Consider the following 22,113-nt stretch of genomic DNA (forward strand, 5'->3'; position numbering starts at 1 on the left):
GGTCACTTATCTATCAACAACTGGAATGCGCAGGACGACCAATCGACGCCGCGGCGACCGCGGACAGGTCGGCATCGGTACGCTCATCGTGTTCATCGCGATGGTGCTGGTCGCGGCCATCGCCGCCGGCGTCCTCATCAACACCTCCGGCTACCTCCAGACCTCCGCGGAGGCGACCGGACAGGGGGCGAGCGACTCGACGACCAACCGGGTGGTGGTCGTCAGTGCGACCGGGAGCCACTTCAAGAACGACGACGTCGGCGTGGTGAACATCACGGTGAAGGTGGCACCCGGCGCGGGCAACGTCGACCTGGGACAGGCGACGGTCCAGTGGGTCGGGCCGAGCGGGTCGTACTACCAACTGGCCGAGAACGGGGCCTCGGGGAACCCCGACGGCCGGTTCGGCGTCTCCGTCGTCCAAGACGACGACAACCCCGCGTCGTCGCCGGTGCTCGACTCGACGGAGGACCGCTTCACTATCTCGCTGGACCTCGGGAACGGTAACCTCGGCGGTGACACCACGCCGTTCGGTGAGGAGCTCGACGAGGGCGAGACGGCGACGGTCCGTATCACGACTACCTCCGGCGGGACCACCGTCGAGCGAATCGTCGTCCCGGAGACCCTCTCGGGCAGTTCGGCGGTGGCGGTGTAGCCCCCCTTCGGAACTGTTTTACCCGCTGCTGGGCCAACACTACCCCAATGAGTGACCTCGACGAGGCCTACCAACTCGACTACTTCGAGGAGGCCGGGTTCCATCGACAGGAGTGCGCGGAGTGTGGCGACATGTTCTGGTCGCGCGCCGACCGCGACACCTGCGGCGAGCCCCCGTGCGCCGAGTACGGCTTCATCGACAACCCCGGGTTCGACGAGGAGTTCACCCTCTCGGAGATGCGCGAGGAGTTCCTCTCTTTCTTCGAAGCGCGCGACCACACCCGCATCGACCCGTACCCGGTCGCCGCCAACCGCTGGCGCGACGACGTCCTGTTGACCCAGGCCTCGATTTACGACTTCCAACCGCTCGTGACCAGCGGGACGACGCCGCCGCCGGCGAACCCGCTGTGTATCTCCCAGCCGTGTATCCGGATGCAGGACATCGACAACGTGGGCAAGACCGGGCGGCACACGATGGCCTTCGAGATGATGGCCCACCACGCGTTCAACGCCAAGGAGGACATCGAGGACCCCGAGGAGTACGCCTATCAGGGCGAAGTGTACTGGAAGGAGGAGACGGTCGCGTACTGCGTCGAACTGTTCGAGGAACTCGGCGCGGACGTCGACGAACTCACGCTCATCGAGGACCCGTGGGTCGGCGGCGGCAACGCCGGCCCGGCCTTCGAGGTCATCTACGAGGGCGCGGAACTGGCGACGCTCGTCTTCATGTCCTTAGAGCAGGACCCCGACGGCGAGTACGAGATGAAGGACGGCAACCGCTACTCGGAGATGGACACCTACGTCGTCGACACCGGCTACGGGTTAGAGCGGTGGACGTGGGTCTCACAGGGCACCCCCACCGTCTACGAGGCCGTCTACCCCGACATGATACAGTTCCTCAAGGACAACGCCGGGGTCGAACTCACCGACGAGGAAGAGGCCATCGTCCACAACGCCGCGAAACTCGCGGGCCGGATGGACATCGACGAGGCCGAGGACATCGAGGCCGAACGCGACACCATCGCCGCCGAGGTGGGCGTCACCGTCGAGGAACTGCGCGAGTTGACGGCACCGCTGGAGGACATCTACGCCATCGCCGACCACTGCCGCACCCTCGCGTACATGCTCGGCGACGGCATCGTCCCCTCGAACGTCGGGACGGGCTATCTGGCCCGGATGGTTCTCCGTCGGACCAAGCGACTGGTCGACGGCGTGGGCGTCGACGCACCGCTGGACGAGTTGGTCGACATGCAGGCCGAGCGCCTGAACTACGAGAACCGCGACACCGTCCGCGACATCGTCCGCACGGAGGTCGAGAAGTACCGCGAGACCCTCGACAGGGGCGGCCGCCGCGTGCGCCAACTCGCCGAGGAGTACGCCGAGAAGGGCGACCCCATCCCGACCGAGGAACTGGTCGAACTGTACGACTCCCACGGCATCCAGCCGGACATGGTCGAGGAGATAGCCGCGGAGAAGGGCGTCGAAGTGGACGTCCCCGACGACTTCTACTCCGTGGTCGCCTCCCGCCACGGCGGCGGGGACGACACCGCCGCGACCGAGGGCGTCCCGTACGCCGACCGCATCGCGGAACTGCCGAACACCGACCGACTCTACTACGAGGACCAACAGCGAACCGAGTTCGAGGCCGTCGTGCTGGAGGTGTTCGACCGCGACGACGGGACGTTCGACGTGGTGCTGGACCAGACGATGTTCTACCCCGAGGGCGGTGGACAACCGCCGGACCACGGGACGCTGGCCACCGACGACGTGACCGCCGAAGTCGAGGACGTCCAGCGTCACGACGGCGTCATCCTCCACACCGTCGACGAGGACCCCGGGAAGGGCGAGTTCGTCCGCGGCCAGATAGACGCGACCCGCCGGAAGCGCCTGATGCAACACCACACTGCGACCCACATCGTCGTCCACAGCGCCCGGCAGGTGCTGGGCGACCACGTCCGGCAGGCCGGCGCGCAGAAGGGTGTCGACTCCTCGCGCATCGACGTCAGCCACTACGAGTCGGTGACCCGCGAACAGGTCAAGGAGATAGAGCGGTTCGCCAACGACCTCGTGCAGGACAACGTGCCGGTCACCCAGCAGTGGCCCGACCGCAACGAGGCCGAGGAGAAGCACGGCTTCGACCTGTATCAGGGCGGCATCCCGGCCGGCGAGCAGATTCGGCTCATCCAGGTCGCCGACGACATCCAGGCGTGTGGAGGGACCCACGTCGCCCGCACCGGCGACATCGGGGTCATCAAACTGCTGAACACCGAACGGGTGCAGGACGGCGTCATCCGTCTCACCTTCGCGGCCGGCGACGCGGCCATCGAGTCGACCCAGCGGACCGAGGACGCCCTCTACGAGGCCGCCGACGTCCTCGACGTCGCACCCGAGGAGGTGCCCGACACCGCGGCGCGCTTCTTCGACGAGTGGAAAGCCCGCGGCAAGGAGATAGAGGACCTCAAGGAGCAACTCGCGGAGGCGCGGGCCTCCGGCGGTGCCGACACGGAGGAGGTGGACGTCGACGGGACCACCGCCGTCGTCCAGCGCATCGACGCCGACATGGACGAGTTGCGCGCGCAGGCCAACGCGCTGGTCGAACAGGGCAAAATCGCCGTCCTCGGGTCCGGCCGCGACGGCGCGCAGTTCGTCGTCGCCATCCCGGAGAGCGTCGACGTTGACGCCGGCGAAGTCGTCGGCGAACTCGCCGGCCGCGTCGGCGGTGGCGGCGGCGGCCCCTCGGACTTCGCACAGGGCGGCGGCCCCGACGCCGACTCACTCGACGACGCCCTCGACGACGCCGCGGACATTCTCAAGTCCGTGGCGAACGTCTGAGCGGCCGAATTATCCCACTTCTGCGTCGTGCGAGGTCGTTAGAACCGGAGACCTGTCGCGGGGAAAGAACGATACTACTCCCCGCGAAACAACTGGACGATATGCCGTACTGTACGGCCTGCGGGGCCGGCGTCAGGACGAGCGACGCCTTCTGTCCCGAGTGTGGCACCAAGCGCCACGAACCGGAGGCCGCGGCGGCCGGAACGCGAGCGTCGGCGGGCGGCGACGCGGCCGAGTCCGAGGAGACGCCCGACGAGCGGCGTGCCGAGACAGTCCACGAACCGAGCGAGGAGACGGACCCGTTCGAGCGCGACGCCTTCTCGTTCGGACTGGCCTACCCCCTCCGAGAGGACTACGAACCGCTGTTGCTGGGGAGCATCGTCGCCCTCGTGGGGGCCGTCGTCCCGCCGATTAGCCTGTTCACCTACGGGTACACGTTCCGACTCGCGGGCGCGGCCGCCGGCGGCCGGCCCGACCCGCCCGCCTTCGACGAGTTCGCGGGCCTCTTTCTGGACGGCCTCAGGGCCGTCCTCGCCTTCGTCGTCCTCGGCGGGGGGACCGTCGTCGTCGGGATGTCGGTGGCGGCGGTGGCCGAACAGGTCGGTCTGGATGGGACCGTCCGCGACGTCGCGGTGGCCGCCGTCGCCTTCGCCGGCCTCTACGTGACGCCGGCGGTGCTGACCGCCTACGCGGCGACCGGGCGGTTCCCGCGGGCGTTCTCCGGCCGTCACGCCGGCGCGTTCGCCACCTCGAAGCGGTATCTGGAGGCGTTCGCTGGGTGGGCCGTCCTCCTCGTGGCCGCGACGATGCTGTGGCTGGCGTCGATACTGACGCTGGTCGGCCCGGCGTTCGTCTCGACGTACGTCGGCTACGCCTTCGCCTCGTTCTGGGGCTATCACTACCGGGCCGCCGCCGAGGCTGGCGTCGTCCCCGCCGTCGACCGGAGCGGCGACGAGGACCGTGCGGCCGTCGTCCGGCCGACTCAGTCCCCCTGACAGTACTCCCGAGCGGTTCGGAGCGCGTCGTTCGTTTCGCAGATGAGGGTGAGATGGTCGCCGGTGGCCAGCGTGAACTCACCGTCCGGGACTCTGTCTTCGCCGTCCCGACTCACCATCGCCACCAGACAGCCCGAGGGCAGGTCGTCGGTCACCGCCTCGACGGGCTGGCCGGCGAGGGCGTCGTTCCGGAGTTCGACTTCGAGGACGTCGCCGGTCCGGCCGGCGTCGGCCAGCCAGTGGCTCAGGGCCGGCCGCTCGATGGCGTCGTCGATGGCGTCGGCCACCGCGAACCCGGCGGAGATGGGTTCGACGTCGAGGTCCTCGAAGGCCGCGAGGTTGTCCGGCTGGTTCGCCCGCGCGACCACGGTTTCGACGTCGAATCGGGTCGCTGCGAGTTGGGCGACCAGCAGGTTCACGTCGTCGTCCGCAGTGGCCGCGACGACCACGCTAGCCCGTCCGGCGTCGGCGGCCTCGAGTGTGGACGCGTCGGTCGCGTCGCCGTGGACCGCTCGGTGGCCGGTGGCGCGCGCTCGTTCGACGGCCGAGGCGTCCTTGTCGACGATGACGACCTCTTCGCCTCGGGCCTCGAACCTGTCCGCGAGTTCCGTGCCGACGCGGCCAGCGCCGACGATGAGCGTATGCGTTGGCACGATATCGAGCGCCTGTGCGAGATGACGGGCCAGACCGCCTTGAAAGATGACGGTCGTGAAGATGACCGAGAAAACGGTCCCGACCAGTACCGTCGCTGCCGTCGGGTTCGCCGGCCGCAACTCGATGGCGAACAGCGTCGCGACGCTCGCGGGCACGATACCCCTGGGGCCGAGTAGTCCGACGAACAGACGTTCGTTGGCGGCCAGCGACCCGCCGGCCGTCGCGAGGAGCGCGCCGAGCAAGCGCGCGAAGACGACCACGACCACGACGACCCCCAGTCCGGCGACGCCGAGCGCACGAATGTCGTCGAGCGACAGGAGAGCCGCGAGGATGATAAAGACGAACGAGAGGACGAACAGCGTCACCCCGCCTTTGAACTCCGCGACGAGTTCCCGGTGAGGGATGTCGCTGTTCCCGAGGACGAGTCCGGCCGTCGCCGCCGCCGCGATACCGGCTTCCGAGAGCAGTGACCCAGCGACGGCGTACGCGGCGAGCGCCGCTGTCAGGACGACCAACCGAGCGCTCTGTGCCGCGGTGTCGGCGGCGAGTCGGAGGCGGGCGAGCAACGCCGCGACGCACCAGCCGATAGCCGCTCCGACGGCGACGCCGACGAACAGACGGAGGAGGAACGCTTCGACGACGAAGAGTGGCGTCGCACTGTCGGCGACGACGAACTCGAAGGTCGCCACCGCGAGGATGGCCGCGACCACGTCGTTGATGATGCCCTCCGTCTCCAGCGCCGCTGCGACCCGGTCACGGACCGGGACGACCTGTAGAATGGGCGTGATGACGGTCGGCCCGGTCGCGACGAGCAACGACCCGACGAGGACGGCGACGGGCCAGTCTACGCCGAACACCAGACGGACGGCGGCCGTCGTGCCGGCGAGCGACAGCAAGGCTCCGACGGTGACGAGTCCGAGCGCCTCGCGGGACGCCTCGCGGACCCGGTCGACGGTGAGGTGGAATGCGCCCTCGAACACGATGATACCGACGCTGAGACCGACGATGGCCTGTAGCCCGGCCTCACCGAAGAGGCCGGGGCGCACGAAACCGAACCCTTGCGGGCCGACGAGGACACCCGCGACCAGCAGGAACCCGACGCTGGGGACCTGTAGCCGGTCGGCGACGAGTTGCGCGGCGACCCCCAGACCGGTGACGAGCACGACGGCACCGACGAGTGACGTGGCGGTGGACACGACCCGGGGAGAGGTTCGTGGCGGCGCGGCTTAAATAGTGCCGACCGAAAGAGCCACCGGCGGCCCGGTCGAATCCCGAGTGATGCCGACTGCAACGAACCGCGGCGTCTCGCTGCACTACGAGACCGACGGCGACGGGCCGACCGTCGTCTTCGTCGGCGACGTGGGCTACGGCGCGTGGCTCTGGGGCTGGCACTACGACGCGCTGGCCGGCCCCTACGAGACGGTGGTGTGGGACCTGCGCGGCACCGGCGACTCCGACGCCCCCGAGGGCCCGTACGACGTGGCGACGCTTTCGGCCGACCTCGAAGCCGTCCTCGCGGACCACGGCGTCGGCAGCGCACACCTCGTCGGCGCGGGCCTCGGCGGGATGGTTGCCCTGCGGTACGCCCACGAGTACAATCGAGCGCGGACGCTGACGCTGTACTGTACCGCCGCCTCGGGTGACGCCGTCGACGGCGACGCTCTGCGGTCGCTCTCGCTCGACGACGGCCCCGACGCGTCACTGGACGGCGCGTTCTCCCCGGCGTTCCGCGAGGCCACCCCCGACCTCGTAGAGCGCATCACCGGATGGCGGCGCGCGGACGACGCGACGGGTGCGGCATTCGACTCGCAGGCCGCCGCGGCCCTGTCCTTCGAGGCCCCGCCGCTGTACGAGGTGACCCTGCCGACGGAGGTGTACTACGGCGTCGACGACCCCGTGGTACCCGCCGACGCCGCCGAGTCGCTGGTGCGGGACCTCCCGCGCGGGTCGGGCGAGGCCGTCGAGGGGCGACACTGCTGTTTCGTGGAGCACGCGACGGTGCTCACCGACCGTCTGACGGCGTTTCTGGACGAGCACACCGACCACGAGTTTTAACCACTCCCCGGGCGACTCGGGAGACATGTCCCCGGACGACCCGGACGAGGGACCGCCCTCCGACGACGAACCGACCGCGCACGACGACTCGGCGACCGACGACCGCGAGGACCCGACCGACGAGGAACGGTCGGACGACGGCGCTTCGATGGCCGAGTACGACCCCGAGACGGGCGAGCGAGTGGCCGAGGGCGACGGCGAGGCGTCGGCCAGCGCCGCCGACGGGCAGAAGTACTGCCACGCCTGTGGCACCCAGATTTCGGCGGGTGCGAAGTTCTGCCCCGACTGCGGCGCTCAGCAGGACGACGCGTCCCCGGCGGAGACCGGCGGCGACACGCGGGAGGTGGACCGGGTCACAGCGGGCATCTTCGCCATCCTGCTCGGCGGCCTCGGCGTCCACCACTTCTACCTCGGGAACGTGGGCCTCGGCGTCCTCTACCTCTGTTTCTCGTGGACGTTCATCCCGGCGCTGGTCGGCATCGTCGAGGGCATCATCTACCTGACCAAGACCGACGAGGAGTTCCAGCGCCAGTACGGCGGCGACTGAGGTGCCGAGCGTGTTACGGTCCGAACTGCGCGACGAACTCCGCCGCGGACTGGCCGCGGCGGCCCCCTACCTCCTCTCGCACCACACCGCCGCCGAGCGCCACCGCTGTCACCGACTGGCCGTCGGCGGTCGGACGCTACACCTCTGTGCCCGCTGTTCGGGCGTCTACCCCGGCATCGCGCTGGGTCTGGCGGCGTTCTCGCTCGGCGTCGGTCGCGGCGCGTTGTTCCCCGTCGTCGCGCTCGGTCCCCTCCCGGCGCTGGGCGACTGGGCCGTGACGACCCTCGGCGAGCGCCGGGGGACCAACGCCGTCCGGACGGCGACGGGCGGCCTCCTCGGTGTCGCCTACGGGCTGGCGTTGCCGTGGTTCCTGACGACGGGAGACCTGCGATTGGTGGCTGTCGCGACCGTCTACGGGTCGCTCGCGGCGCTGGGCCTCTGGTTGGCGTCGGAGTGAACGGCAGTTCCTGCCGTAGAAGCGGGCATTTTTGGTCCTCGCCACGTTCCCTACAATCGATGAGTCTGCGTATCGCCTTGTTGAACGCGGCCCACGAGGGCGAGGACAACCGGCGGAACTTCAGGCGGGAACTGGACGCCGACCTCGTGGAGTACGACGTGACCGAGCGCGAACTGCCCGACACCTTCGCGTTCGACGGCTGTCTCCTCACCGGCTCGCGGGCCTCCGTCTACTGGGACGAACCGTGGATTGCCGACCTCGAAGCGTGGGTGAGCGACGCCGTCGACCGCGGCCTGCCGTTTCTGGGCGTCTGTTTCGGCCACCAGTTGCTCGCCCACGCGCTGGGCGGCCGCGTCGAGGCGATGCCGGAGTACGAAATCGGCTACCGGACCGTCGAACACGACGGCGAGAACCCCCTGCTCTCGGGGGTCGACGAGGAATTCACCGTCTTCACGACCCACTCGGACCACGTCGCCGAGATACCGCCGGGTGCCCAGCTGTTCGCGGAGAACGACTACGGCGTCCACGGCTTCCGGAAGGGCGACGTGTTCGCGGTGCAGTTCCACCCCGAGTACGACCCCGAGACCGCCGAGACGGTGACGAGAGGGAAGGACCTACCGGACGAGCGCATCCAGCAGGTGCTGGACGGCATCACCGAGGAGAACTACCGGGCGGCCTGCGAGGCCAAGCAGGTGTTCGACAATTTCACCGACTACGTGCGGACCCGGCGGGTGACGGAGGGCGACGCCGCCCGCGTCGCCGGCGACGACTAGCGGCCCAGTCGGACCAGCAGTTCCTGTTCTGCGGCCAGTACCGCGACGGCGAGGACGATGATACCCCCCTGCGTCGGCGAGGAGAGGATTCCGAGGCCGACGATGAGCGTCGTCGCGCAGGCCGGGGCGTGGCCGGTGTCCGTCAGGAGCATCCCCGCCGTCGTCAGGGCGACGGCGACGACGCCGCTGACGACCAGTCGGAGCGTTCCCACTGTGCCGGCACCCATCGTCGCGGTGATGACGACGCCGCCGGCGACGGCGTGGTACGCGAGCAACCCGGCGAGGACGCCGACGACGTGCCCGCCGACGACGCGACGGACGGCGGACTCCGGCGCGGCCGGTCGGGTGGCGAAGAGGTACGCCGTCGGCCCGAGACTCGGGAAGAGGAAGGGGAGGCCGCTGAGCCAGACCACCGCACCGAGCGTCGAGAGCAGCGCGCCGACTCTGACGGCCCGCCTGAGCCACACTCGGCGCGTGTACGGTTCGACCACGGTGGCCGTACGTCCCTGTCGTCGGACAAAACGGTGACGTTCCAGCGACGGCGTCACCGCCGGAGGATGGCGATAGCCAGCGGCACGGCGACGAACAGCGTGATGAGCGCGAACACCGGCGAGAAGACGGCCACGACGGCGACGAGCAACACGAGGGTTATCAGGGCGACGAGTTTCTGACCGATGGAGAGCATCGGTCAGAGCGACGGCGGTGCGGAACGTAAGTGTTACTCAGGTGAACCGCCCCGTCTCGGCGTCACACTCCGTACAGAGCGTCACGAGGGCCTCACGGTCGTCGCTCAACTCGACGCGTTGCTCGGTCCGTCCGCCGCAGTCCGTGCAGTGGCGGACCATCTCCGTCTCGCGTTCGTCCTTCGGCGCGCCCATCGCCAGCGCGACGACGCGTCGGTCGCCGTCGTTGCGTCCGAGTTGCCACTCGCCGGCGGCGAATCGAACCGCCTCGTCGGGGCCCACGGTGACCTCGCCGTCCTCCGTCTCGAACGTGACGGTGCCCGAGCGGACGTAGAACACCTCCTCCTGTTCGGGGTGGCGGTGATAGCCCAGTCCGAACGTCTCGCCGGGAGCGAGTTCGTAGTAGTTGAGCGCAACCTCGGTGGTGTCGAGCGCGTTCGAGAGGGACCGCTTGACGGCGGCCGGTCCCATCCGGTCGTCGACGGCGTCGAGACTGACGCGTTCCATACCTGGGCCTGTGCGCCGAGAGACAAAACGTTGGTCCGGGAGGGCGGTCCGTCGGTGGGCGGGCAACGCGACCGCGTCCGTGGCCGCGACGACCTACTCCCGTCGGTCGATGTCGAGTTCCTCGTCGAGGTCTGCGAGCCAGTCGGCGTCTTCGAGTTCGGCCATCTGCTCGCGGAAGTGCGTCTTACAGACCCCGACCTTGACGCCGTCGCTCTCGACGGCGACGTCCGCGTCGCGGTCGCAGTAGTGACACTGCATACCCGACAGTTGGGACCGTAGCGCATTGAATCCTCGGTTTGCGTCTGCCAGTCGTCAGACGATTTCGTCCCGGACGCGCTCCCACGCCGCCCTGTCGAGGCCCGCCTGTCCGAGCGTCTCGTCGTGGGCGTCGCTCCCGCCGGTCGGCAGGAGGTCGTACGTCTCGACGGCGTCGTCGACGAGAGCGGTGTCGACGGCGCGGCCGTAGGGGTACCACCGCTCGACGGCGTCCAAAGAGTCACACAGCGAGAGGGCGGCCTCGGTGTCGGGATAGCGGAACGGGTGCGCGAGACCGACCACGCCGCAGGCGTCCGCGAGCAACCGCCGGCCGCGCTCGAACGAGGGGACCTCGCGGGCGACGAAACACGGGCAGTCGTCGCCGATGAGGTCCTCGAACGCCTCCTCGTAGCTGTACTCGGAGACGTCGGCGATGGCCCGTGCGATGTGCGGACGGCCCAGTCCCGGCCGGGGTTCGACCGGGAGCGAGACCCCGAGCCGGTCCTCGACGCACTCGATGATACGCCGCCCTCGCTCGCGCCGGTCCCGCTGGATGCGGTCGCATTCCTCGCGGAGTGCGTCGGTCGGGTCCACGCCGTACCCCAGGAGGTCGAGTCGCTGGTTTGCGGCCTCGACGCGGAGTTCGATGCCGTGGACGACGGTGACGCCGTCGCGCGTCGTCACCGGCGCGGAGAGTGCCGGGTTGACCCTGTCGTGGTCGGTGACGGCGACGACGTCGACGCCCGCCCTCTCGGCGGCGGCAGGCAGCGTCTCTAGCGTGAGCGACCCATCGGAGCGTGTGGTGTGGACGTGGAGGTCCGCGACGACCATAGCGGACGGTCCGGCCCCAGCGACAAGCCACTTCCTACCGGGCCGTGGGTCGTGCGACCGTGGCTCGTACGTGCCTTAAACGCACTAAGGTATATTAACATTATCAATAGTGAAGGTTTATTAACTACCATGCACTTCTCCGTCGTATGCGAATGATGTCCAACGCGGCAGAGGCGTTCGAAGCGTACGACTACCCCATGACCACCGAGGAACTCATCGAGGCCGAGGGCGACATGACACTGGAGTTGCCCAACGGCACGGAGACGCTGCGTGACGCGCTCAGTCGGTCGGCACCCGAGACGTTCGAGACGGCCGAAGACGCGCGGCTGACCGCGTACGCGGGCCTCTCGAGCAAGGCCATCGGCCGGAAGGGGTACTCGGACCGCGACCCCGTCTGCATGGGCGAGGACGGTCCCGAAGAAGTCTCGTTCTGAGGCGGACACCGCCCACGCAGGCCCCAGCTCAACCGTTTTTGCGTGCGTTCACCGGCGAGCGGTTGCGCCGGTCAGAACCCGAACTCGTCGTCGTCCCGCAGGGCGGGGTCCTGCTGTTCGGCCGCAGTCTGCCCGAACATGTCGTCGTCCATCTCCGTCTCGGACTCCTCGGTGGTGGTGTTGTACGCGGAGATGCCGCGCGCGAGGAGGTCCTCGACGGCTTGGTCGCGGTTGAGGAACTCGCCCTGGTCGACGAGGCGCTGGATGTCGGAGTCGACTTGGTCAGGTAACTCGACCTTGATTTTGCTCATACGCGGCGGCTTGTCCGGTCGTGTTTATAAGCCTTGTTGGCGGGACCGGCGATAGCTACCGTTCGAGGAAGTCCGGCCGGTCCACGGCGTCGGTGCTGTCGACGCTCTGCCGGTCGAGCAGTTCCGTCGGTTCCAGCGCCTTCGGGAGGCCGTCGCGGCCACCCGTCCGCACGCCGTCGGGTTCGACGAACGTCGTCTCGCCCTCGACCAGTTCGGCCCAGACGGCGTCGCCGTCGCCGCCCCCCCTCTCGGCGGCCGCCTTGGCCTCGTTGCGCCCCTCGTCGTACGCGAGTTCGACCATGCTCCGGTGGTACGCGGAGTCCATCTCTGCGTAGATGGCCTCCAGTTCCTCCCGGTTGTACTCGCCGAGGCGTTCGGCGACGCCGATGGCGTAGGCCCGGTCGGTCCCCTCGTCCTTGTCGAGGGCGTCCCAGTCGGTGTCGAACTCGCGTTCGTAGCGGCTCATGTCTCTACCTTCGTGTCGGCGTGGACCTGCAACCCGCGGTCGCTGAACGATATCTCTCGGATGTCACAGTCGATGGCCGTCCCGCGCATCTTGATGACCTGCACGCCGCGGGTCATGCTCCCGCCTTCGAGGAAGTTGTGGAAGAAGACGACGCCGTGGGCGAGGTAGTGTTCGTCGCTGTAGGATGAGGGGTCGGTCATCTCGGAGATGAGCAACGTGGTCGCCTCCGTCTGTTTCAGCGCCGAGAGGAAGCCCGTAATCTCGCTGTCCACGTCGTTCATGAAGTGCTGGAGCAGCATCGTCGAGTCGATGACCACCCGCTGGATGTCGTTCTGCTCGATGTAGGCGACCAGTCGGTTGGTGAGGCCGCCGTCGGTGCCGAACTGGGTGATGGTGCGCTTGCCGCTCTCGGTGACGAGGTTGAGAAACTGGACGGCGTCGGACTGCATCGCCCGGTCGAAGCCGAACTCGTAGCCCGACATGTCCTGCATCAGTTCCGTCTTCGTCTCGTGCATCGTCACGTAGAGACACGTCTCGCCCGATTTGGCCCCCTGCGTGATGAACTGCGAGCAGAACGTCGTCTTGCCGCTGCCCGGTGGCCCGCTGACGACGTACAGGCGGTCGGTGAGCAACCCCCCCTGTACGAGTTCGTCGAAGCCCGGGACACCGCTGGAGATACGCATACCACCAGCATGCGCGCGTCTGGACATATGTCTTGATGCTCCGTTTTCACCGGTGATAACTCCCTCGGCGCGCTCACCGCTCGACAGCGCTCGGGTGGTCGTCGACGAACCCCAGCAGCGTCTCCGTCCCCGACTCGTCGAACCGCATCGGCCGCCGCCACCACGGCCCCTTCCCCGAGTCCGACGAGCGCTCGGTGACCAGCCAGTTGGCGTCCGTCCCGCCGGTCGGTGCCGACAACGGCACCACCGTCTCGTAGAGTCGCGACTTCTCCGGGTCCCCGAGGACGAGGACGCGGGCGTCGAACTCGGCCCGTTGCACGTGGGCGTTCGAGTCGAAGACGGCCCGGTCGTCGTCGTCCATCGCGCGGTACTGCTCGCCGGTGATGGCGTCCCGTGCGAGTCGGAAGTGCCCGACGACGAAGGCGCCCCACGACGGCGGCGCCCAGTCGGGCACGTCCCCGGTGGTCGTCAGCGTGGCGTAGAAGAAGAGGTAGTCCCCGGCCGAGAGGTCCGAGAGCGGGCCGGCCTTCACGCCGTGTTCGTCGCCGTAGGTGTAGCGCTCGCCGCCCGCTTCGGGGAACTCGGGGTCGAAGTGGACCGGTCGGTCGGCGACGTCGCCGACGTCGGTGTCGAGTGCGAGGTCGGCGTAGGTCGGCACTGGCTGGGCGGTCGGTTTCGACTCCGGAATCGGAATGTACTCGAAGGTCCCGTCGGGGTACAGTGGCCCGCGAAACCCGGGTTCGTTGGTGTTGGCCCCGACGTTGATGGCGACGCTCCGCATACGCCACCCTCGGCCCGCCCGGCCAAGTGGCTACCGGAGCGACGCCGCACAGGACCGGCAGTACCGGACCATCCGGTGGGCCTCGTTGGCCGTCCCACAGTGCTGGCAGTGGACCGTCCCGTCGGGGGACGACACCGGCGTCCGTCGGCCGCCGCCCCGGTCGACGCGACCCTCCGTGGTCTCCGGGGACGGGTCGCTCCGCCTGAAGTACCGGTAGAGGAGGAGCTGCAACAGCCCGAACCCGACGACGTACGCGGTGAGCCACACCCAGGTTTCCATGGGGTGTCTCTGTCGGAGCGGTACTTCGGTGTTCGGGCCGCAGTTTCAGGAGTGATACTGAGGCGCGCGCCGCGGCTCAGCGGTCCGGCGGCGTGAGATTGCGCTGGAACTCGTCGAACTGGTCGACGGTCTCGGGCATCTCGTAGTCGAGTCGGCGTTCCTCGCGGCGGTCGGCGTTCGCGTCCTCGAGGGGGTCGGCCACCGACTCCCACCCGTCCTTGACGGCGATGGACTTGGCGGGGGTGCCGGCGGCGATGTGGTGAGCGGGGATGTCGCTGCCGGCGATGGACTTGGCGGCGAGGATGGCGTTCTCGCCGACGCGGACACCGGCCCGGACCATCGAGTCGTAGGTGAGTCGCACGTCGTCCTCGACGATGGTGTGGTAGTTGTCGACGTGCGTCTGGTCGACGACGTCGTGGTCGTGGCTGTAGATGTGCGTGTCGTCGGAGATAGAGACGCGGTCCCCGATGGTGAGTTTGCCGCGGTCGTCTAAGTGGACGTCGTCGTGGACGACCACGTTGTCGCCGATTTCGATGTTGTGGCCGTAGGTGAAGGAGATGCCCTTGAAGAAGCGGCAGTTCTCCCCGCAGGATTCGAACAGGTGGTCGGCCAGCATCCGGCGGAAGCGGAGCGCGAACTCGACGTTGTCGGCCATCGGCGTGGCGTCGAACTGGCGCCAGAGCCACTGGAGGTGCTTCGAGCGCTTGAACTTCTCCTCGTCTTTCTCGGCGTAGTACTCGCTCTCCAGCGTGGTGTTACAGGGATCGTACCCCTGCAGGCGGACCCGTTCGGCCGGAGAGATGTCCTCACCGGATTGCCAGCGTTCGTAGGCGTCCCGGTCCCCGTGGAGGTCGATGAGGACGTCGGTGACCACGTCGCAGGTGTCCTCCTCGCCCGAGAGTCGTTCGTCCACCTCGTCGATGAACGCCCGGAGTCCCTCCTCGGCGAGCGGCGGCAACGATACGTGGCGCTTGGTCATGTCACCTACGTCGCCGTGGGGGCAGATATGGGTTTCCGTTACGTGACCGATAGCCGGTGACACCGGCGTCACTACCACCAGACCGGGCGACGGGAGCCAACAGTATAAACCGACGCCGACCGACACGCCGGCATGGTCAGGTCGGACTTCATCATGGAGGTGCGGGGTTACCTCGTCAACCCTGCCGAGCGACGGTTGCGCACGCCGTGGCGAATCGTCGTCTGGATGTTCCTCGCGGGGTTCGGGGCCATCGTCGTCAGCGCCGTCGCCGGGACGGTCCCGCTCCCGACCGGCGACGGCCTCGTCCCGGCGCTCTACGGCATGGTCCGACAGGTGGGCCTCATCCTCGCCTCGCTCGTCGTCGCACTCGGCATCGGCTACCTCCTCGACCGACGGACGCTCGCGGACTACGGCCTCGCACCGGACCGGCAGTGGTGGCGCGACGCCGGGTTCGGACTGGCGCTCGGGTTCGCACTGCCGACGCTCGCCCTCGTCGCGGAGGTAGCCGTCGGGTTCGTCACCGTCACGGGCGTCCTACCGACGAGTCCCAGCGACACGTTCGCGTTCGGGTCCACCGGGGCGTTGGCCCGCCTCGCTCTCCTCCTCCCCTTCTTTCTGGTGCAGGCGACCACCGAGGAAGCCATCGTCCGAGGCTACCTCCTGACGAATCTCGCCGAAGGCCTCGCGGGCACGGTCGGGAAGCGGCGAGCGGTGGTCGCCGCCACCCTCGCCACCGGGGCGCTGTTCGGCGTCGTCCACCTGACCAACCCCAGCGCCTCGCTGCTCAGCACCGCGAACATCACGCTGTACGGGGTCCTGCTGGGCGCGTGTTACGTCCTCACCGGCCGTCTCGCCATCGCCTGTGGCTTCCACGTCGCGTGGAACTACACGCTCTCGCTGTGGGACTTCCCGGTCAGCGGCCTGCGGACCGGCGCGGCCCTCTTGGCCACCGAGTCCACCGGCCCGGCGCTCGTGACGGGGGGCGCGTTCGGTCCCGAGGGCGGCCTCGTCGCGCTCCCGCTACTCGTCGTGGGTTCGGCGGCGCTCGCGTGGTGGGTCCGGCGGGAGTACGGCGGCGTCGAGATTCTGGCGGACGTCGCCACGCCGGACCTCCGGATTCGGCGGCGCTCGATAGACTCCTAGGGGCCGCGGACCGACTCCGGGCGACGAACCACGACGGATAAGTGCGGAGCTACCTAACACGCCACTATGAAGTACGATACCCTCGGGAACTCGGGCGTCGACGTCTCGGAAGTCGGCTTCGGCGCGTGGGTCGTCGGGACGGACTGGTGGGGCGACCGCACGCGCGAGGACGCCGTCGAGATGGTCCAGCACGCCGTCGACCAAGGCGTCACGTTCGTCGACACCGGCGACGTCTACGGCCACGGCGACAGCGAGGAACTCGTCGGCGAGGCGCTGGCCGAGGTCCGCGACGAAGTGACCGTCTCCACGAAGGTCGGCTACGACTTCTACAACAACCCGCAGGCGGGCCACGGCGAACTGCCGAAGAAGGTCACACCTGAGTGGGTTCGCACCGCGCTCGACCGCTCGCTCGACCGCCTCGACATGGACCACGTCGAGGTGCTGATGCTCCACAACGCCAACGTCGACGAGGTAGACGAGGACGTACTGGAGACGCTGGACGAACTCCGCGAGGAGGGGAAAGTCGAGGCCATCGGCTGGGCGCTGGGCCCCTCCATCGGCTGGCTGGCCGAGGGCGACGCGGCCGTCGCCGAGGAGTTCGACGTCCTCCAGACCGTGTTCAACCTCTTCGAGCAGACGCCGGGTCGGCACTTCGTCGACACTATCCGCGAACGGGACGCCGACACGTCCATCGTCGCCCGGGTGCCCCACTCCTCGGGCCTGCTGAACGAGCAGGTCACCCCCGAAACGGAACTGGGCGAGGGCGACCACCGCGCGCACCGCCCGACCGAGTGGTACGAGACCGGGTGGGAGAAACTGGAGACCATCCGCTTCCTCGAGCGCGATGGGGAGCGGACGATGGGGCAGGCCGCCATCCAGTGGCTCCTCGCCCACGACGAGGTCGCGTCGGTGACGCCGACGTTCCGAACCCCCGACGACATCGACGAGTGGGCCGCCGCCCCCGACACGCCGCCACTCAGCGACGAGGAGTTCCAGAGAGTGCAGGACCGCTACGCCGACAACTTCGGCATCGACCGGGACGACGGGATGGACGCCCTGCGCTCCTCCGTCGGCGGCGACGACCTCGAAGGGACCGGCATGAAGTCGGCCGGCGACTGACACCGACGCCTCCCGGACCACCCGCGAACCTGCCAGCATCTGGAGACGATAGACTGGGGCTCTCGGGAACACCGTCTTCGCACCGCCGTCGTGTGGTTTTCTCCCACAACCCCCTCGTTTCGACAGGAGATGTATCGCCCTCTGGTGGTTCGCCGTCTCCCGATTCACTTTCACTCCGGTCCGTCAGACGCCCGAAAGACGCAGTACGGGAGCGGGTTCGAGGTGAAACGAAGGGGTTCGAGACGTGGGGGCACGTCACAGGTTCCGGCGGAGTGAGACGTCTGGCTCAGAGTGCAGTCGCTGTGCGGTAGAAAACAGGGGGAGAGAGCGGGTCGCGTTACTCGTTCATCAGGCCGCCTTCCTCGACGCGCATGACGCCCTCGCCGTCGGGCAGGTTCGGCGCGTCGACGAGTTTGACGATTCGCTTGTCGCCCTTGGACTTCCGGAGGTAGATGCGGAAGGTGGAGGTGTGCCCGAGGATGTTCCCGCCGATGGGCTGGGTCGGGTCACCGAAGAAGGAGTCGGGGTTCGAGGCGACCTGATTCGTGACGAGGACGGCGGTGTTGTTCAGGTCGCCGACGCGCATCAGGTCGTGGAGGTGCTTGTTGAGTTTCTGCTGGCGTTCGGCGAGTTCACCGCGGCCGACGTACTCGGCGCGGAAGTGCGCGGTGAGCGAGTCGACGGCGAGCAAGCGGACCGGGAACTCCTCGTCTTGGGTCTCGCTGGCTATCTCCTGGGCCTTCTCGGCCAGCAGAATCTGATGGTTGGAGTTGAACGCCTTCGCGACGTGAATCTTGTCGAGGACGGACTCGACGAGGGCGTCGAGCATCGCCTCGTCGGTGGCGTCGGCCTCGCCTTCCTCGGCGACGCCGTGGAGTACCATCGTGTCCTCCAGCACCTCGTCGTCCTGCCCTTCGACCATCTGCTCGATGCGCTCGGGGCGGAAGGTGTCCTCGGAGTCGATGAAGATGGCGCTCCCCTCCAGGCCCCCGTGTTCGGCGGGCAGTTGGACGTTGACGGCGAGCTGGTGGGTCACCTGCGACTTGCCGGCCCCGAACTCGCCGTACACCTCGGTGATGGACTGAGTCTCGACGCCGCCGCCCAGCAGGTCGTCCACCTCGTCGACGCCCCACGAGAGCTTCCCGATTTGCTCGCGGCGTTCGAGGACGGTGGCACCCGTCTCGAAGCCACCGATGTCGGCGGCATCGCGGGCGGCGTTGATGATGTCGGCGGCCGAGGACTCGCCGATGTCGGCCGTGTTCGACAGTTCGCCAGGGGAGGCAACGGCGATACCCTGGTAGGAGTCGAATCCGTTCTCTTTGAGCTTCTCTGCTGTGGCCGGACCGACGCCCGGCAGGTCTTCGAGGTCCTCGCTTGCGGACATGGATACGACTTTTGCCCGGTAACATATAAACCCCCGTTAACAGCGTGGTGAAAGTGAAACTGCGGGACGGCGAGGTGACAGTACGGAGCGGCATCGGGAGGTTTAGAAGCGAAGGGGAGTCCGCCCGGTGACGGCGCGTCGGACCCGCCGTCAGAGACGCCCGCTGCCGACGTAGACCAGCGCGAGGCCGCCGACCACTATCAGCAGGCCGGCCTGGAGTCCCGAGAGGGAGAGTGCGCCCTGTCCGAACTCGCCGGCGAGCAAGAGTGCGAGCGCGACGGTCGACGCTATCGGGTGGGCCGCGAGCGACTGGACGAACACCCGCGTCGACCAGTAGAGGCCGTCGAGCGACGAGCGGACGACCGCCCGCGGCGAGCGGTTCCCGTCGGGGTTCTCGGCCCTCTCGAACCCGGAGAGCGAACCGGAGGGGACGGAGACGACCTCGCCCGTGTTCGCCCGCCGGCCGGCGGCGTCGGCGACCCGGAGGATGGTCACGCTATCCGCGTCCGTCCCGACCACTCGGTAGACGCCGTCGGGATAGTCGGCCGTCGTCGGGCGGAGGTGGTCGTAGACCGCGGGGCTGTCGGCCACGCGCTACTCCCACGGGTGGTCCCCGACGCGGTCGGGCCACAGCGGGTACCAGAACTCCTTGTCCCCTTCGACGGTGAGTTCGCCGTCTAGGTTGCTCTCCAACTTGAACTCCGCCGTCGTGTCCCGCTCGTGGTCCCGGTCGGGGTCCGGCGCGAACGGGTAGTACGCGCCCCGACGGAAGGAGTACACCCAGTAGACGGGGTCGCCGGTACGCTCGTCCTCGAAGCCGAAGAGGGCGGCCAGCAACCGCGACCCGTAGCGCCGTTCGATGAGCGTGTCGGCGGCGAAGTGGATGGAGGTCACGAGGTCCTCGAAGTCGTCGTCGTGGAGGACGACCCACTGGTAGCCGTGGGCGTCCTCGGTGAACTCCGCGACGGTTCCCGTCTCGGCCTCCCCCGCTTCGAGGATAGTCTCCACCTCGTCTTTGGCGTCCTGAAAGTCCGTACTGTCCACGTCACCGAAGCAGAGGGCGGCGTCGCCGGTCGGCGCGTAGCCGAGGTCCGCCTCCATCGTCACGTAGGCCGTCGACATCCCGAAGAGGTCCTCCGGGTCGGCGTCGCGGGTGGCGTCGGCCTCCGCTTTCACGCCGAGGACGCTCTTGAGTCCGTCCAGCAGTCCCATACCGGTGCAAGGCGGGCGGGGGATAAGGCGGTTTTCGTGCTAGCAGCGGTGTGAGTCGACGGGAGCGGCCAGTCTCTGAACGGCCAGAAAGTCCCACCGTGTGGAACGCCCAACCGGGAGGGACTTTCTGGCTGTGAAAAGTCGTGAGAACCACGGCGAACCCGCCGACGCCGGTTCCTCAGACCCCCTCTAGCTCGCGTTCCATGTCCCGGAGGCGCTCGATGCGCTTCTCGGTCTGGGGGTGGGTGCTGAACAGGCGGCCGATCCAGCCGATTCGGATGGGGACGATGAAGAACGCGTTCATCTCCGACTGGCCGCGCAGGTCCTCTTTGGGAACCTTCTCCATGCCGCTGTCTATCTTCATCAGCGCCGTCGCCAGCGACGAGGGTTTGCCAGTGATGACCGCACCGCCCCGGTCGGCGGCGAACTCGCGGTAGCGCGAGAGCGCCCGAATCAGGAGGAACGACACTATCCACACCACGAGCGAGGCGAGGATGGCGACGAACACCGGGACCTGTTGCTGACCGCCGCGGTCGCGCCCGCCGGTAAAGAGCCACCCCCAGCGGACGATGAGGAAGGCGATGGTCGAGAGGAACGAGGCGATGGTCATCACCATCACGTCGCGGTTCTTGACGTGGGCGAGTTCGTGGGCGATGACGCCCTCCAGTTCCTCGTCGTCGAGCATGTTCATCAGCCCGGTCGTCACGCAGACGGCCGCGTTCTTCTGCGAGCGTCCGGTGGCGAAGGCGTTCGGCGTGCGCGAGTCCGCCACGGCCACCTTCGGCTTGGGGAGGTCGGCCTGCTGAGAGAGGCGTTCGACGCTCCGGTGGAGTTCGGGGTACTCGTTCGGTTCGACTTCGCGGGCACCCATCGAGTACAGCGCGAGTTTGTCACTGAAGAAGAACTGCGCGCCCATGAACAGCGCCATCACCAGTACGATGGCTGCGAAGTTCGTGAAGTACAGACTGAGGAGGCCGATGAAGACGATGTACAGCGCGAACAGCAGGAACATCGTCAAGGCCATCCGACCGCGGAGTCCCCAGTCGGTTTGCCACTGCATACCCGGAGGTATGCGACGGACGGTCTAAAACCCCGCTATCGTGGGCCCGGTTCGCACACGGCGGCGTCGAACGTCGTTTGCAGGCGTCCGTGTACCTATGTGTCGCCACCGACAACGGAAGCCATGACCGAGACAGTCGTCGTCACCGGTGGACGCGGCCGCTCCGGGCGCTGGATTTGCGACTACCTCGCGGGCGAGTACCACGTCGTCTGCGTCGATTTGGACCATCCCGGCTGGGAAGTCGACGAACGCGAGCACGTCGAGTTCAAGGCCGTCGACGTCACCGACGGGGCGGAGGTCCGCGACCTCCTGAGCGAGTACGCCCCCGCGGCCGTCGTCCACTGGGCGGCGATTCCGGCCCCCGAGCGCCACGCCGGGACGCGCGTCTTCGACACCAACGTCTCCGGCGCGTACAACGTGTTGGACGCGGCAGGACGGGTTGGTGCCGACGTGGTGTGGGCGTCCTCCGAGAGCGCCTACGGCCTCGCGTTCGCCGAGGAGACGCCCCTCCCGGCCTACCTCCCTATGGACGAGGACCACCCGATGGCCCCGGAGGACCCCTACGGCACCTCGAAGGTGGCCGGCGAGGAGATAGCGAAGATGGTGGTCCGGCGGGACGGTATCGACGTGGCGTCGGTGCGCCCCTCGTGGATTCAGTACCCCGGCGAGTACACCTGTCGGGACGTCGCCGAAGGTGACCTCTCTGGCGGCGTCGGCAACTGCTGGTCCTACGTGGACGTGCGGGACGTGGCCTCGCTCGTCGCCGCGGCGCTTTCCGCCGACCTCGGGGGTCACGAGGCGTTCCACGCGGCCGCCGCGGACAACTACGTCGGCCGGCCGACCGCCGAACTGGTCGAGGAGCACTGGGGCGAACTCCCCGAGCAGTGCGAACTGGACGGCGACCAGTCGGCGCTCTCGACGGCGAAGGCGCGGGGCTTGCTGGAGTGGGAACCGACCCACTCGTGGCGCGAGGCCGCAGACGCCGACGTCCCCGAGCCCAGTCTGTTCGGGGAGTGAGCGGA

27 protein-coding genes are annotated in these 22,113 nt (G+C 68.3%); 11 read left to right on the forward strand and 16 right to left on the reverse strand.

The annotated features are described in order from the left end of the window. Window positions 1-25 precede the first annotated feature (25 nt). The 3 genes from Hhyl6_RS07685 to Hhyl6_RS07695 all read left to right on the forward strand — a co-directional run bounded on the left by Hhyl6_RS07685 (window position 26) and on the right by Hhyl6_RS07695 (window position 4,478). Window positions 26-652 (forward strand): archaellin/type IV pilin N-terminal domain-containing protein, encoded by a 627-nt coding sequence (locus Hhyl6_RS07685; protein ID WP_483738626.1) that lies wholly within the window; start codon window positions 26-28, stop codon window positions 650-652. A gap of 47 nt (window positions 653-699) precedes the next feature. Continuing rightward, on the forward strand, window positions 700-3,483 hold the full coding sequence (alaS, locus tag Hhyl6_RS07690; protein ID WP_483738627.1) for an alanine--tRNA ligase: 2,784 nt from the start codon (window positions 700-702) through the stop codon (window positions 3,481-3,483). 101 nt (window positions 3,484-3,584) lie between these two features. After that, window positions 3,585-4,478 carry a DUF4013 domain-containing protein gene (locus Hhyl6_RS07695; protein WP_483738628.1) on the forward strand — a complete coding sequence of 298 codons (894 nt, stop codon included), beginning with the start codon at window positions 3,585-3,587 and terminating at the stop codon, window positions 4,476-4,478. Here Hhyl6_RS07695 and Hhyl6_RS07700 read toward each other — a convergent pair. Next, complete coding sequence (locus Hhyl6_RS07700) at window positions 4,466-6,328, reverse strand: cation:proton antiporter domain-containing protein (RefSeq protein WP_483738629.1); 1,863 nt, start codon at window positions 6,326-6,328, stop codon at window positions 4,466-4,468. The two genes, Hhyl6_RS07695 and Hhyl6_RS07700, sit on opposite strands and share 13 nt — an antisense overlap. A gap of 82 nt (window positions 6,329-6,410) precedes the next feature. Here Hhyl6_RS07700 and Hhyl6_RS07705 point away from each other — a divergent pair, with 82 nt between their 5' ends. Genes Hhyl6_RS07705 through Hhyl6_RS07720 form a run of 4 tightly spaced genes read left to right on the forward strand, consistent with a single transcriptional unit; the run spans window position 6,411 to window position 8,964 of the window. After that, window positions 6,411-7,187, forward strand: coding sequence for an alpha/beta fold hydrolase (locus Hhyl6_RS07705; protein ID WP_483738630.1), 777 nt, complete (start codon window positions 6,411-6,413; stop codon window positions 7,185-7,187). A gap of 25 nt (window positions 7,188-7,212) precedes the next feature. Continuing rightward, entirely contained in the window at window positions 7,213-7,734 is a 522-nt protein-coding gene (locus Hhyl6_RS07710) for a zinc-ribbon domain and TM2 domain-containing protein (protein WP_483738631.1), read from the forward strand. Between the two features lie 10 nt (window positions 7,735-7,744). Beyond that, a complete protein-coding gene (locus Hhyl6_RS07715; protein WP_483738632.1) occupies window positions 7,745-8,191 on the forward strand; it encodes a DUF2085 domain-containing protein in 447 nt (148 codons plus the stop codon). Window positions 8,192-8,250: 59 nt separating this feature from the next. Continuing rightward, the gene (locus Hhyl6_RS07720; protein WP_483738633.1) at window positions 8,251-8,964 is read left to right on the forward strand and encodes a type 1 glutamine amidotransferase; all 714 of its coding nucleotides are present in this window, start codon (window positions 8,251-8,253) and stop codon (window positions 8,962-8,964) included. On the opposite strand, the gene Hhyl6_RS07725 is transcribed toward Hhyl6_RS07720, so the two are convergent. The 5 genes from Hhyl6_RS07725 to Hhyl6_RS07745 form a co-directional block, all read right to left on the reverse strand. Beyond that, window positions 8,961-9,455 (reverse strand): HPP family protein, encoded by a 495-nt coding sequence (locus tag Hhyl6_RS07725; RefSeq protein ID WP_483738634.1) that lies wholly within the window; start codon window positions 9,453-9,455, stop codon window positions 8,961-8,963. The two genes, Hhyl6_RS07720 and Hhyl6_RS07725, sit on opposite strands and share 4 nt — an antisense overlap. Window positions 9,456-9,508: 53 nt before the next feature. Further along, entirely contained in the window at window positions 9,509-9,649 is a 141-nt protein-coding gene (locus Hhyl6_RS07730; RefSeq protein WP_483738635.1) for a hypothetical protein, read from the reverse strand. A gap of 37 nt (window positions 9,650-9,686) precedes the next feature. Continuing rightward, a complete protein-coding gene (locus Hhyl6_RS07735) occupies window positions 9,687-10,154 on the reverse strand; it encodes a cupin domain-containing protein (RefSeq protein WP_483738636.1) in 468 nt (155 codons plus the stop codon). 93 nt (window positions 10,155-10,247) lie between these two features. Next, window positions 10,248-10,412: a DUF6757 family protein gene (locus tag Hhyl6_RS07740; RefSeq protein WP_483738637.1), complete on the reverse strand. Its 165-nt coding sequence runs from the start codon at window positions 10,410-10,412 to the stop codon at window positions 10,248-10,250. Between the two features lie 54 nt (window positions 10,413-10,466). Continuing rightward, complete coding sequence (locus tag Hhyl6_RS07745) at window positions 10,467-11,240, reverse strand: PHP domain-containing protein (protein WP_483738638.1); 774 nt, start codon at window positions 11,238-11,240, stop codon at window positions 10,467-10,469. 146 nt (window positions 11,241-11,386) lie between these two features. Between Hhyl6_RS07745 and Hhyl6_RS07750 the strand changes: the two genes are divergently transcribed. Further along, entirely contained in the window at window positions 11,387-11,674 is a 288-nt protein-coding gene (locus tag Hhyl6_RS07750; RefSeq protein WP_483738639.1) for a DUF5789 family protein, read from the forward strand. A 71-nt stretch (window positions 11,675-11,745) separates the two neighbouring features. Here the strand turns inward: Hhyl6_RS07750 and Hhyl6_RS07755 are convergent, their stop codons facing one another. The 6 genes from Hhyl6_RS07755 to Hhyl6_RS07780 all read right to left on the reverse strand — a co-directional run bounded on the left by Hhyl6_RS07755 (window position 11,746) and on the right by Hhyl6_RS07780 (window position 15,173). Further along, window positions 11,746-11,985, reverse strand: coding sequence for a DUF7120 family protein (locus Hhyl6_RS07755; protein ID WP_483738640.1), 240 nt, complete (start codon window positions 11,983-11,985; stop codon window positions 11,746-11,748). A 55-nt stretch (window positions 11,986-12,040) separates the two neighbouring features. Further along, window positions 12,041-12,451 (reverse strand): DUF8057 family protein, encoded by a 411-nt coding sequence (locus tag Hhyl6_RS07760; protein ID WP_483738641.1) that lies wholly within the window; start codon window positions 12,449-12,451, stop codon window positions 12,041-12,043. Then, window positions 12,448-13,134, reverse strand: coding sequence for an RAD55 family ATPase (locus Hhyl6_RS07765; protein ID WP_483738642.1), 687 nt, complete (start codon window positions 13,132-13,134; stop codon window positions 12,448-12,450). The genes Hhyl6_RS07760 and Hhyl6_RS07765 overlap by 4 nt, the downstream gene beginning before the upstream one ends. Before the next feature lie 73 nt (window positions 13,135-13,207). Next, window positions 13,208-13,915 carry an Nmad3 family putative nucleotide modification protein gene (locus Hhyl6_RS07770; RefSeq protein WP_483738643.1) on the reverse strand — a complete coding sequence of 236 codons (708 nt, stop codon included), beginning with the start codon at window positions 13,913-13,915 and terminating at the stop codon, window positions 13,208-13,210. Between the two features lie 30 nt (window positions 13,916-13,945). Further along, window positions 13,946-14,194: a DUF7577 domain-containing protein gene (locus Hhyl6_RS07775; protein ID WP_483738644.1), complete on the reverse strand. Its 249-nt coding sequence runs from the start codon at window positions 14,192-14,194 to the stop codon at window positions 13,946-13,948. A gap of 76 nt (window positions 14,195-14,270) precedes the next feature. After that, a complete protein-coding gene (locus Hhyl6_RS07780; protein ID WP_483738645.1) occupies window positions 14,271-15,173 on the reverse strand; it encodes an acyltransferase in 903 nt (300 codons plus the stop codon). A gap of 132 nt (window positions 15,174-15,305) precedes the next feature. On the opposite strand from Hhyl6_RS07780, the gene Hhyl6_RS07785 reads away from it, so the two are divergent. Both Hhyl6_RS07785 and Hhyl6_RS07790 read left to right on the forward strand, forming a co-directional pair. Continuing rightward, window positions 15,306-16,316 (forward strand): CPBP family intramembrane glutamic endopeptidase, encoded by a 1,011-nt coding sequence (locus Hhyl6_RS07785; protein ID WP_483738646.1) that lies wholly within the window; start codon window positions 15,306-15,308, stop codon window positions 16,314-16,316. 66 nt (window positions 16,317-16,382) lie between these two features. Then, window positions 16,383-17,435, forward strand: a complete 1,053-nt coding sequence (locus Hhyl6_RS07790) for an aldo/keto reductase (protein ID WP_483738647.1) — start codon at window positions 16,383-16,385, stop codon at window positions 17,433-17,435. 337 nt (window positions 17,436-17,772) lie between these two features. On the opposite strand, the gene radA is transcribed toward Hhyl6_RS07790, so the two are convergent. The 4 genes from radA to htpX all read right to left on the reverse strand — a co-directional run bounded on the left by radA (window position 17,773) and on the right by htpX (window position 21,091). Then, window positions 17,773-18,819: a DNA repair and recombination protein RadA gene (radA, locus tag Hhyl6_RS07795; RefSeq protein ID WP_483738648.1), complete on the reverse strand. Its 1,047-nt coding sequence runs from the start codon at window positions 18,817-18,819 to the stop codon at window positions 17,773-17,775. 150 nt (window positions 18,820-18,969) lie between these two features. After that, complete coding sequence (locus Hhyl6_RS07800; RefSeq protein ID WP_483738649.1) at window positions 18,970-19,410, reverse strand: hypothetical protein; 441 nt, start codon at window positions 19,408-19,410, stop codon at window positions 18,970-18,972. Between the two features lie 3 nt (window positions 19,411-19,413). Then, complete coding sequence (pspAB, locus tag Hhyl6_RS07805; RefSeq protein WP_483738650.1) at window positions 19,414-20,031, reverse strand: PspA-associated protein PspAB; 618 nt, start codon at window positions 20,029-20,031, stop codon at window positions 19,414-19,416. Window positions 20,032-20,209: 178 nt separating this feature from the next. Beyond that, window positions 20,210-21,091: a zinc metalloprotease HtpX gene (htpX, locus tag Hhyl6_RS07810; protein ID WP_483738651.1), complete on the reverse strand. Its 882-nt coding sequence runs from the start codon at window positions 21,089-21,091 to the stop codon at window positions 20,210-20,212. Between the two features lie 123 nt (window positions 21,092-21,214). Here htpX and Hhyl6_RS07815 point away from each other — a divergent pair, with 123 nt between their 5' ends. Further along, window positions 21,215-22,108: an NAD-dependent epimerase/dehydratase family protein gene (locus Hhyl6_RS07815; protein ID WP_483738652.1), complete on the forward strand. Its 894-nt coding sequence runs from the start codon at window positions 21,215-21,217 to the stop codon at window positions 22,106-22,108. Window positions 22,109-22,113 lie beyond the last annotated feature (5 nt).

This window comes from Haloarcula sp. H-hyl6, assembly GCF_056934455.1.